At 72.8% G+C, this 10,212-nt stretch carries 10 protein-coding genes; 5 read left to right on the top strand and 5 right to left on the bottom strand.

Annotation, left to right across the window (positions count from 1 at the left end; translation table 11 throughout):
- Positions 1–177: 177 nt before the first annotated feature.
- Positions 178–591, bottom strand: a complete 414-nt coding sequence (locus DVA66_RS12060) for a DUF2000 domain-containing protein (RefSeq protein ID WP_114560312.1) — start codon at positions 589–591, stop codon at positions 178–180.
- Positions 592–641: 50 nt separating this feature from the next.
- Here DVA66_RS12060 and DVA66_RS12055 point away from each other — a divergent pair, with 50 nt between their 5' ends.
- Complete coding sequence (locus DVA66_RS12055; protein WP_114560311.1) at positions 642–1,454, top strand: AraC family transcriptional regulator; 813 nt, start codon at positions 642–644, stop codon at positions 1,452–1,454.
- A 10-nt stretch (positions 1,455–1,464) separates the two neighbouring features.
- Here the strand turns inward: DVA66_RS12055 and DVA66_RS12050 are convergent, their stop codons facing one another.
- The gene (locus DVA66_RS12050; protein ID WP_114560310.1) at positions 1,465–1,830 is read right to left on the bottom strand and encodes a hypothetical protein; all 366 of its coding nucleotides are present in this window, start codon (positions 1,828–1,830) and stop codon (positions 1,465–1,467) included.
- A 7-nt stretch (positions 1,831–1,837) separates the two neighbouring features.
- Complete coding sequence (locus tag DVA66_RS12045; protein WP_114560309.1) at positions 1,838–2,467, bottom strand: CDP-alcohol phosphatidyltransferase family protein; 630 nt, start codon at positions 2,465–2,467, stop codon at positions 1,838–1,840.
- Positions 2,468–2,601: 134 nt separating this feature from the next.
- On the opposite strand from DVA66_RS12045, the gene DVA66_RS12040 reads away from it, so the two are divergent.
- The 4 genes from DVA66_RS12040 to DVA66_RS21295 all read left to right on the top strand — a co-directional run bounded on the left by DVA66_RS12040 (position 2,602) and on the right by DVA66_RS21295 (position 7,074).
- The gene (locus DVA66_RS12040) at positions 2,602–4,047 is read left to right on the top strand and encodes an ABC transporter substrate-binding protein (protein ID WP_114560308.1); all 1,446 of its coding nucleotides are present in this window, start codon (positions 2,602–2,604) and stop codon (positions 4,045–4,047) included.
- Positions 4,044–5,060, top strand: coding sequence for a carbohydrate ABC transporter permease (locus DVA66_RS12035; RefSeq protein WP_198671700.1), 1,017 nt, complete (start codon positions 4,044–4,046; stop codon positions 5,058–5,060). The genes DVA66_RS12040 and DVA66_RS12035 overlap by 4 nt, the downstream gene beginning before the upstream one ends.
- Positions 5,060–5,998, top strand: coding sequence for a carbohydrate ABC transporter permease (locus DVA66_RS12030; RefSeq protein ID WP_114560307.1), 939 nt, complete (start codon positions 5,060–5,062; stop codon positions 5,996–5,998). Before DVA66_RS12035 ends, DVA66_RS12030 begins: the two co-directional genes overlap by 1 nt.
- Before the next feature lie 68 nt (positions 5,999–6,066).
- Positions 6,067–7,074, top strand: coding sequence for an FUSC family protein (locus DVA66_RS21295; protein WP_198671699.1), 1,008 nt, complete (start codon positions 6,067–6,069; stop codon positions 7,072–7,074).
- Between the two features lie 23 nt (positions 7,075–7,097).
- Here the strand turns inward: DVA66_RS21295 and valS are convergent, their stop codons facing one another.
- Complete coding sequence (gene valS / locus DVA66_RS12020) at positions 7,098–9,689, bottom strand: valine--tRNA ligase (protein WP_114560305.1); 2,592 nt, start codon at positions 9,687–9,689, stop codon at positions 7,098–7,100.
- A 64-nt stretch (positions 9,690–9,753) separates the two neighbouring features.
- On the bottom strand, positions 9,754–10,212 hold a 459-nt coding region (locus DVA66_RS21290), incomplete at its 5' end, for a hypothetical protein (RefSeq protein ID WP_198671698.1).

Below are 10,212 nucleotides of genomic sequence, written 5' to 3'. Positions count from 1 at the left end.
GCCGAGCCCCTGCTGGAGAAGCTCCGCGCCGCCGCCCCCTGATCCCCCGCCCACGACGCGCTGCCCGCCCCAGCGCCCTGAGCCGTCCCCACCCCAGCGCCCTGAGCCTGTCGAAGGGTCACGACCCCGACAGCGCCCTGCCCGGCCCCGCCACAGCGCCCTGAGCCTGTCGGAGGGTCACCCGTGCAGCCGCGCGCCCTTGACCACCCGGTCGACGGCGTTGCGCTCGCCGACCACCCCGACCCCGACCAGGTCGAGGCCGTCCGAGCCGACCGCGGCGACCTCGGCCCGGTTGTCGGCGTCGTTGCCGGTGGCGAAGAGCTGGGCGGTGTAGATGCTCAGCGCCATCCCCCGGCCGACCGCCCGCGACCGGGCGGCCGCCAGGGTGGCGGCGTCCCCGCACAGCACGCTGACCGGGTGGCCGAGCATGGGCAGGTAGGACTGCCCGTCGGCGTCGAGGTAGGGCTCGCCCACCAGCTCGGGGTGCGCGGCGGTCAGCCCGCTGACCAGGAACGCGGTGACGTTCAGCTCCTGCCAGGCGAGCAGGTCGTCGCGGACGACGACCACGATCTTGGGTCTCTCGAAGGCCATGGGGTCCAGCGTCGCCGCGGTCGCGCAGATGGTCTTGTACGTTCCTGACCATGCCGCCGACCGACCAGGTCACCGCCTGGCGACCCCGGCTGCCCGGGGTGGCCGAGGTGCTGCACGCCCGTTGGCACCAGCACGCCTACCCCGCCCACACCCACGACACCTGGACGGTGCTGCTGGTCGACGACGGCCTGATCGGCTTCGGCCTGGACCGCCACCAGCACGCGGTGCTGGGGTCAGCGATCACGGTGCTGCCGCCGCACGTGCCCCACGACGGCCGGACGGTGACCCCGGCCGGGTTCGGCAAACGGGTGCTCTACCTCGAGCAGGACGTCCTCGACCCCCGGCTGGTCGGGCGTGCCGTCGACCAGCCGCTGCTGGTCGACCGCACGCTGCGCGACCAGCTCGCCCGGCTGCACCACACGCTGCTCGCCGGCGACCGGTGGACGGCCGACGCCACCCTCGGGCTGGTGGTCGAGCGCCTCGGCTGGCACCTCCACGGACGACCGGGCACCGGTCGGCAGCCTCCCGCCCCGGCCGTGGCCCGGCAGCTGCGCACGCTGCTGGACGCCGACCCGGTCGGCGCGCCGCCGCTCACCGAGATCGCGCGGCGGCTCGACGTCAGCAGCACCCACCTGATCCGGTCCTTCACCCGCACCTACGGGCTGCCGCCGCACCGCTACCTCGTCGGTCGCCGGCTCGACCTCGCCCGCCGCGCGCTGCTCGCCGGCCAGGCCCCGGCCGAGGTGGCGGTCGGCACCGGATTCCACGACCAGTCCCACCTGACCCGGCACTTCCGGCGGCTGCTGCAGACCACCCCCGGCCGCTACCAGCGCAGCGCCGCCGCCCCGCCCGGTCCGGGCTGAGGCGCGCGGCTCAGATCCGGTCGAGCAGCCACCCCGGGCCCTGCACCGCCGCACCGGCCGCGACCACCCGGGCCCGCAGCCCCCGGTCGGCGGTAACCACCGTGACCCCGGCCCCGCCGGCGGCCACCACCTCCGCCACCACCGTGTCGTCGCCCTCGCCGGAGGCGTGCACCACCTCGACGGCCCCGGCACGTCCCGCCGGCGCCCCCTCACGGGCCCGACCCTCCAGCACCAGCACGACGTCGGAGTCGAGGTCGGCCGCGGTCAGCCGCTCGAGCAGCCGGCGCGCCGCCCCGGCCCGGTCGCGCCACCAGCCGTCCGGGCGCGAGCCGACGACGTTGGCGGCATCCACCACCAGCACCGCCCGCGCCGCCACGGCGACCTCAGAAGATGGCCGTGCCGGCGTCGGGGTCGGCCTCGAGGCGTCCGGCCAGCCGCAGCACGTATCCGGTACCGGCGAGCACGTGCAGCACCGCGCCGGCCGCGAAGGCGACCAGCCCGACCAGCGTGAACGCGCCGGCGCCCCAGATGGCGGCGTCCCCGAGCAGCGCGGCCGGCATCGCCACCATGATGAGGGCGGTCCGCACCTTGCCGGCCCAGGAGGCCCGCATCCGCCCGATCCGGGACCGGAACCGCAGCCCGGCCAGCAGCACCACGACGTCGGTCACCACGATCAGCACCAGCACCCACCACGGCACCAGCCCGGCCACCGTCATCGTCACCAGGATGATGAGGATGCCGAGCCTGTCGGCCACCGGGTCGAGCCAGATCCCGACGTCGCTGACGGTGTGCGTGCGGCGCGCCAGGAACCCGTCCACCCAGTCGGTGGCGCCGAAGACGACCAGCGCCACCGTGGCGGCCAGCCGTGCGTCGGTGCCCAGCACCAGCCAGACCACCAGCGGCACGAACACCACCAGCCGGGCCAGGGTGATCGCGTTGGGGACCGTCGCCCAGCCGTGGACGACCTCGCCCCGCGCCGGATGGTCGACCTGGGTACCCGCGGGGTCGGACATGGCGGCAAGTCTAGGTGCGGCGCGACACCTGCGGTTCAATCCCGGGGGAGGAGGAGAAGTCAGCGTATGAATCACTTCTCCGGGTACAGCGAAGTTCCGGCCCGTTCGTGCCGGACCCGATCAGGAGGTGCCACATGACTGCAACACATCGACCGACGACGCTCGACGAGCTGCACCGCCTCCGACCGAACCCCCGCCAGCAGCGCCTCCGCCGGGGTCTCGCCGCCGGCGTGCTGGGTCTCGGGCTGCTCGGCACCGCCGCCTGCAACCCCGCCGCTCAGAACCCCGCGCCGGCCCCGGAGGAGGGCGGCACCGACTTCGCCAGCGCCCCCACCGGCAGCCTGCTGGTCAGCGGCTACAACCCCTCGGACGAGGTGGCCCAGTCCCGCGCCGACTACGCCGAGGCGCAGCTGGCCGAGGTCGAGATCAGCCTCGACACCACCAGTTTCGACACCCAGAAGTTCGCCGCCCAGGCGGCCTCGGGCGATGTGCCCGACCTCATCCGCGCCGACCGCAACCTCGTCGCCACGCTGGCCGACCAGGAGCTGGTCCAGCCGATCGACGAGTGCTTCGCCGCCCACCAGGTGGCGCCCCGGGAGTACTTCTACCCGGCCACCGTCGACGACGTGACCTACGACGGCGCGGTCTACGGCGTGCCCGAGTTCTTCCAGCCCTCCGCCCTGCTGGTCAACACCCGGGTGCTGGAGCAGGCCGGGGTGTCGCTGGAGGAGGTGTCGACCTCCGACCCGCAGGCCGTGGTCGAGCTCGGCGAGCGGCTCACCGAGCTGGACGGGGACAACCCGACCCGGCTCGGCTTCGACGCCGACATCCCCGGCTCGGCCGCGATGTGGATGACCCTGCGCGGCGGGGCGGTGCAGGCGCCCGACGGACGTCCCACCCTCGACACGCCCGAGAACGTCGAGACCCTCACCTGGATGAAGGAGCTGATGGACGCCCAGGGCGGCTACCCGTCGATCAAGAGCTTCAAGGACTCCCAGGACGTCTTCGGCGACGCCAACCCCTACGTGGCCGACGAGGTCGCGGTCGCCACCTGGGCCCAGTGGTACGTCAACGTGCTGTCGGACTACGCCGACGACATCGAGCTCGCCGCGGTGCCGATCACCGACGCCTCCGGGCAGCCCTTCGCGTGGGCCGGCGGCAGCGCCTTCGCCATCCCCACCGCGGCGAAGAACCCGGCGGCCGCCTGCGCCTGGGCGGTCGAGGTCACCTCCACCGAGGCCTGGATGGCCGCCGGTGAGGCCCGGGCCGCCACCGTCGAGGAGGAGGGCAGCATCAACACCGGGCTGTTCACCGGTTCGCCGGTGGCCGACCAGGCCGTCCGCGAGGCCTTCGTCACCGGCTCCGGCAACGAGCAGTTCGACCAGGTCATCGACACCTACTACGAGGTGCTGGCCAACCCGCGCACCCGCGGCGCCTCCGCCATCGGCGAGCAGATCGGCAACGACCTGGAGAACGCGGTGGTCGTCACCCTGTCCGGGGAGAGCGACCCGCAGACCGCACTGACCGAGGCGCAGGCCTCCTCGACCCGGGCCTGGGAGCAGTCGAGGGCCGGTTCGTGAGCTCCGCCCACTCGGTGGGCGTGACGGGGAGCGGGGCCGCCGGGCCGAGGGCGGCGGCCGAGCTCACCGACACCCCTGCGCCGCGCACCCCGCGCGGGCGTCGCCGCAAGGTCAGGGAGAAGTACAGCTGGCGGGAGTCGCTGGCCGGCTACCTGTTCATCAGCCCCTGGCTGATCGGGTTCCTCACCTTCACGGTGATCTCGATGACGTGGAGCCTGGTGCTCTCCTTCACCGACTACAACCTCGCCACCGGCTCGCAGACCCCGGCCGGGCTGGACAACTACCGCCTGGTGGTCGAGGACCCGAAGGTCATCACCTCGCTGCTCAACACCTTCGTCTTCGTGGTGCTCTCGGTGCCGCTGGAGCTGGTGCTGGCGATGGTGCTGGCCCTGCTGCTCAACACCGTCCGGCGGGGGTCGGGGCTGTTCCGCACCCTGCTCTACCTGCCCAAGATGACGCCGGCGGTCGCCACCGCGGCGGTGTTCCTGCTGCTGCTCAACGGCAACGAGGGCGCCATCAACGCGGTGCTGGAGCTCTTCGGGATCCCCGGCCCGCAGTGGCTGTCGGACCCGAGCTGGGTCAAGCCGTCCATCGTCGTGATGGGCCTGTGGGGCGTCGGCGGCTCGATGGTGCTGCTGCTGGCGGCCCTGCGCAACGTGCCCCGTGAGCTGCACGAGGCGGCCGCGGTGGACGGGGCGAGCTCGTCCCGGCGCTTCTTCAGCATCACCGTGCCGATGATCTCGCCCACGGTGTTCTTCGTGGTGGTGGTCAACACCATCGCGGCGCTCCAGGTCTTCGACCAGGCCTACCTGCTCTTCTACCGCGACGGGAACAGCAACGCCCCCGACGCCGCCCTGTTCTACGGGGTGTACCTGTTCCAGCAGGCCTTCCAGCAGTTCAACTTCGGGTTGGCCGCGGCGATGGCGTGGCTGCTGTTCGTCATCATCCTCGGCATCACCGCCGTGCAGATGCTCGTCGGCAACCGCACCGTGCACTACGAGGGAGGACGCTGATGGCCACCGACATCTCCTCAGAACGCATCGTCGCCCCGGTCCGCCGCAGCTCGGAGGTCGAGGGCACCCAGTGGGCGGGGCCGCCGCGGCACCGGGTGCTGGCGGTCGCCGGCCAGGTGGTGCGCTGGACGCTGCTCGGCGGCTTCTCGCTGCTGTTCCTCTACCCCTTCGCCTGGCTGCTGTCGGCCAGCCTCAAGCCGCGCGGGGAGATCTTCGACAACCGGCTGATCCCGCACACCGTCGTCTGGGACAACTACGTCGAGGTGTTCAACCAGCTGCCGTTGCTGGCCTGGCTGGGGAACTCGGTGGTGATCGCCCTGCTCTCGGCCGGGCTGATGACAATCTCCAGCTCGCTGGTGGCCTTCGGCTTCGCCTACTTCCGCTTCCCCGGGCGGGCCTGGCTGTTCCGGCTGCTGCTGGCCTCGATGATGCTGCCCGGTGCGGTGACGCTGATCCCGAACTACCTGATCTGGCGCTACCTGGGCTGGTTGGGGACCTCGGTGCCGCTGTGGGGGGCGGCGCTGTTCGGCTCGGGCTTCTACATCTTCCTGATGCGCCAGTTCTACCTGTCGTTGCCCAAGGAGCTGTTCGAGGCGGCGCGGGTCGACGGCTGCTCCGCGCTCGGGCTCTTCACCCGGATCGCGTTCCCGCTGGCGCTGCCGGCCTCGGTGATCGTCTTCATCTTCGAGTTCCAGGCCGCCTGGAACAACTTCACCGGTCCGCTGATCTACCTCAACGCGACCGGGGTGGAGAACTTCACCGTGCCGCTGGGGATCGCCCACGCGATGAGCGTCTACAGCCCGACCAACGGCGGGCAGGGTGACTACCAGTACGTCATGGTGGCCTCGCTGCTGGTGACGCTGCCGATGATCGCGGTGTTCGCCTTCGGCCAGCGCTACTTCGTCGAGGGGGTCGCCTCGGTGGGGGTGAAGGGCTGAGCCTCCCGCAGCGGGCGGTCACCGCCTGGTGGTTGCACCCGCGGCTGTCGCTCTCGGTGCGGACGGCCGTGGCGGCCGTGGTCGCCTGGCTGCTGGGCCAGCTGGTCCCGCCGCCGCTGGCCGACTACCCCTACTACGCCCCGCTCGGTGCGGTGATCTCCACCGGGTTCACGGTGGCGAGCTCGGTGCGCGAGGCGGCCCGGACGGTGCTGGCGGTGCTGCTCGGCGCCGGCGTGGCCGCCCTGGTCGACCTGTCGCTCGGGCCGGGGTTGCTGGCGCTCGGGCTGGTGGTGGCCGTCTCCACCGTGCTGGCGGGGTGGCGTCCGGTGGCGGGGACCGGGACGTGGGTGGCGACCTCGGCGATCTTCGTCCTCATCCTCGGCAACACCAACCCCCAGGCCTACGTCGGCGCCTACGCGGGGCTGATCGCGCTGGGAGCGCTGATCGGCATCGGCGTCAACCTCCTGCTGCCGCCGCTGCCGCTGTCGGTCTCGGAACGGGAGCTCACCTCTCTGGGCGGGGTGCTCGCCGACCAGCTGCGCCGGCTGGCCGACGGTCTCGGCGCCGAGCAGCTGCCCACCGCGCAGGAGTGGCAGGACCGCCGGCTCGAGCTCGAACCGGTGGTCGGCCGGGCGCGGGCGTCGGTGGCCACCACCCAGGAGGCCCGGCGGGGCAACTGGCTGGCGCGCTGGTGGGCCGAGCGGAGCACCCGGCAGACCGATCTGGCGCACCGGCTGGAGATCCACGCCCGGGTGGTCGACGTGCTCACCCTCACCGTCACCGAGCAGGAGACCCGCGACGCCGAGGAGCCGGCCCTGGGCCCGCGGCTGCGGACCGTGGTGGTGGACGCCCTGGGCGCCTACGCCGACGCCCTGGACCGGGTCGGCACCGACACCGAGCCCCCCGACCTCGACGCCCTCGACGCCGCGACCACCCGGCTGCGCGAGGAGGTCCGCGAGGTGGCCCGGCAGAGCAGCTCGGACTCCTTCAGCGCGGCCTCGGTCGCGGTGGCGCTGGAACGGGGACGGCGCGCCTTCGGCGAGGAGGACGTCACCACCCTCGGCGGCCGGGACTGACCACGGCCTGACCGGCGGGAGGCTCAGCCGGCGAGGGTGGCCTCGACCAGCGGGGCGTCGGCGGCCGAGGCCGGCTGGGTGGTCACCTCGCCGGTGACGTTGCCGGCGGCGCGCAGGTCGTCCAGGGCGAGGGTGAGCGCGGCGAGCGCCTCCTCGCTGGCGGTGATCTCCAGCGCGGTGACCTCGGTGCGCTGGCTGACCTTCGCCGTGGACTTGCTGCCGCGGATCTGGGCCATCACCTCGCTGGCGGTGCTGAGCACGGCCAGGTCACCGGTCTCGACCGCGAGCTCGTCGACGGTCGGCCAGGACGCCCGGTGGATCGACCCGTCCTGCCACCACGACCAGACCTCCTCGGTGACGAAGGGCAGGAACGGCGCGAGCAGCCGCAGCTGGGTCGACAGCGCCAGCACGAACGCGGCGCGAGCCGACGTCGCGGCGGCGTCCTCCCCGCGGGCGCGGACCTTGACCAGCTCGAGGTAGTCGTCGCAGAAGTCCCAGAAGAACCGCTCGGTGGTCTCCAGCGCGGTCGTGTAGTCGAAGCGCTCCAGCGCCTCGGTGGCCTCCTCGACCACCCCGCGCAGCCGGGTCAGCAGGGCGCGGTCGATCGGCTCGGTGACCAGGGCCGGGTCGAGCAGCGAGGCGTCGGCCCCCAGCCCGTAGGCCTCCGGCGCGGCGAGCACGAACTTCGACGCGTTGAGCACCTTCATCGCCAGCCGCCGGCCGACCTTCATCTGGGCCTCGTCGAAGGCCGAGTCGACGCCGGGGCGGGCGGCTGCCGCCCTCCAGCGGACGGCGTCCGAGCCGTACCTGGCGAGGATGTCGTCGGGGACGACGACATTGCCCTTGGACTTGCTCATCTTCTTGCGGTCGGGGTCGAGGACCCAGCCCGAGAGCGCGGCGACCCGCCAGGGCAGGGTGCCGAACTCCAGGTGGGAGCGGACCAGCGTGGCGAACAGCCAGGTGCGGATGATGTCGTGGCCCTGCGGGCGCAGGTCCATCGGGAAGGTGGCGGCGAACAGGGCGGGGTCGCGCTCCCAGCCGCAGACCAGCTCCGGGGACAGCGAGGACGTCGCCCAGGTGTCGAGGACGTCCGGGTCGGCCATGAACCCGCCGGGCTGGTTGCGCTGGCTCTCGTCGAACCCGCGCGGGGCCTGGGAGGCGGGGTCGACGGGCAGCTCGTCCTCGCTGGCGAGGATCGGCTCGTCGTAGACCGGCTCGCCCTCGGCGTCCAGCCGGTACCAGACCGGGAAGGGGATGCCGAAGAAGCGCTGGCGCGAGACCAGCCAGTCGCCGTTGAGACCGTCGATCCAGTTGGTCAGCCGGGCGCGCATGTGCTGCGGCACCCACTCCAGCTCCCCGCCGCGCTCGATCAGCGTCTTCGCCAGCTCCGCGTCGCGGCCGCCGTTGCGCAGGTACCACTGGCGGGTGGAGATGATCTCCAGCGGCTTGTCACCGCGCTCGTAGAAGTTGGCCATCCGCTGGGTCGGCTTCGGCTCGCCGTCGAGGTCGCCGCTGGCGCGCAGCAGCTCGACGACGGCCTCGCGGGCGGAGAAGACGGTCTTGCCGGCCAGCTGCTGGAAGGCCTCCTCGCCGGCGGCGGGGATCCACTCGGGGGTCTCGCGCTGGATCCGGCCGTCACGGCCGATGATGGTGCGGGTGGGCAGCTGCATCTCGCGCCACCACTGGACGTCGGTGAGGTCGCCGAAGGCGCAGCACATGAGGATGCCCGAGCCCTTCTCCGGGTCCGCGGCCTCCGATGCGCGGACCTCGACCTCGACGCCGAACAGCGGCGAGGTGACCGTGGAACCCACCAGGTGGGCGTAGCGCTGGTCCTCGGGGTGGGTGATGAGGGCGACGCAGGCCGGCAGCAGCTCGGGCCGGGTGGTCTCGATGTGGATGGGCCCCTCGGCAGGGCTGTCGGCGGTCGGGTGGAAGGCGATCCGGTGGAAGGCGCCGGGGTAGTCGCGGGCCTCCAGCTCGGCCTGGGCGACCGCGGTCTGGTAGGTGACGTCCCACAGCGTGGGGGCGTCCTGCTGGTAGGCCTCGCCGCGGGCCAGGTTGCGCAGGAAGGCGCGCTGGGAGACCCGCTGGGCCTCGGTGCCGATGGTCGTGTAGCTCTGCGACCAGTCGACCGACAGCCCGAGGGTGCGCCACAGCGACTCGAAGACCTTCTCGTCCTCCTCCACCAGCTGGTTGCACAGCTCGATGAAGTTGCGCCGGCTGATCGGCAGCTGCCGCTGACCCTTGCCCGAACCCCCTGAGCCTGTCGAAGGGGGGGTGAAGTCGGGGTCGTAGGGCAGCGACGGGTCGCAGCGGACGCCGAAGTAGTTCTGCACCCGACGCTCGGTGGGCAGGCCGTTGTCGTCCCAGCCCATCGGGTAGAAGACGTCCTTGCCGCGCATCCGCTGGTAGCGGGCGATGACGTCGGTGTGGGTGTAGCTGAAGACGTGGCCGACGTGCAGCGACCCGGAGACGGTGGGCGGCGGGGTGTCGATGGAGAACACCTGTGCGCGGTCGGTCGAGCCCCCGAAGCGGTAGGTGCCCTGGTCCTCCCAGCGGGCGGACCAGGAGGCCTCCAGGCCTTCGAGGACGGGCTTCTCCGGGACGCGGTTCACAAGGGCGCAGTCTACGGAGTCGCCTCGCGCGTGTCGTCCGCGTTCGGACCGCGCCGGCGCCGGCTCAGGAGGAGAGCGTCGCGGTGTTGTTCGTCGGGTCGGTGTCCTCGACCGACGGGTCGCTCAGCTGGGCGGTGCCGTCGAGGGCGGCGGCCGACGTCCACAGGTACAGCCGGACGTCGGTCCGCGTGGTCTCCGCCAGGGTGCAGGTGATCGTGCCGCCGTCCTGCCGGCACCCGGCAGGACCGTTGAGACCGCGCAGCTGGTCGACCGACACCTCGAGCACGCTACCCGCACCGACGTCGTGCACCGGGATCGTCACCCACCAGCCGAGCACCCCGGAGGTCAGCCGCGGCGTGCCGAGGCGGGGGTCCGCCGTCGGGGTCGGGTCCGGCGTGGGGGTCGGGTCCGGGGTCGGCGTCGGGTCCGGGGTCGGCGTCGGGTCCGGGGTCGGCGTCGGGTCCGGGGTCGGCGTCGGGTCCGGGGTCGGCGTCGGGTCCGGGGTCGGCGTGGGGTCCGGGGT

Origin of the sequence: Desertihabitans aurantiacus, assembly GCF_003344635.1 — a bacterium.
Lineage (GTDB): Bacteria > Actinomycetota > Actinomycetes > Propionibacteriales > Propionibacteriaceae > Desertihabitans > Desertihabitans aurantiacus.
Note: the sequence above shows the minus strand (reverse complement) of the source record. Positions and strands in the feature narration are given on the sequence as shown.

Coding starts and splice junctions, on each gene's coding strand:
- DVA66_RS12060 (WP_114560312.1), bottom strand. CDS start 591: ATGGCCTTCGAGAGACCCAAGATCGTGGTCGTCGTCCGCGACGACCTG.
- DVA66_RS12055 (WP_114560311.1), top strand. CDS start 642: ATGCCGCCGACCGACCAGGTCACCGCCTGGCGACCCCGGCTGCCCGGG.
- DVA66_RS12045 (WP_114560309.1), bottom strand. CDS start 2,467: ATGTCCGACCCCGCGGGTACCCAGGTCGACCATCCGGCGCGGGGCGAG.
- DVA66_RS12040 (WP_114560308.1), top strand. CDS start 2,602: ATGACTGCAACACATCGACCGACGACGCTCGACGAGCTGCACCGCCTC.
- DVA66_RS12030 (WP_114560307.1), top strand. CDS start 5,060: ATGGCCACCGACATCTCCTCAGAACGCATCGTCGCCCCGGTCCGCCGC.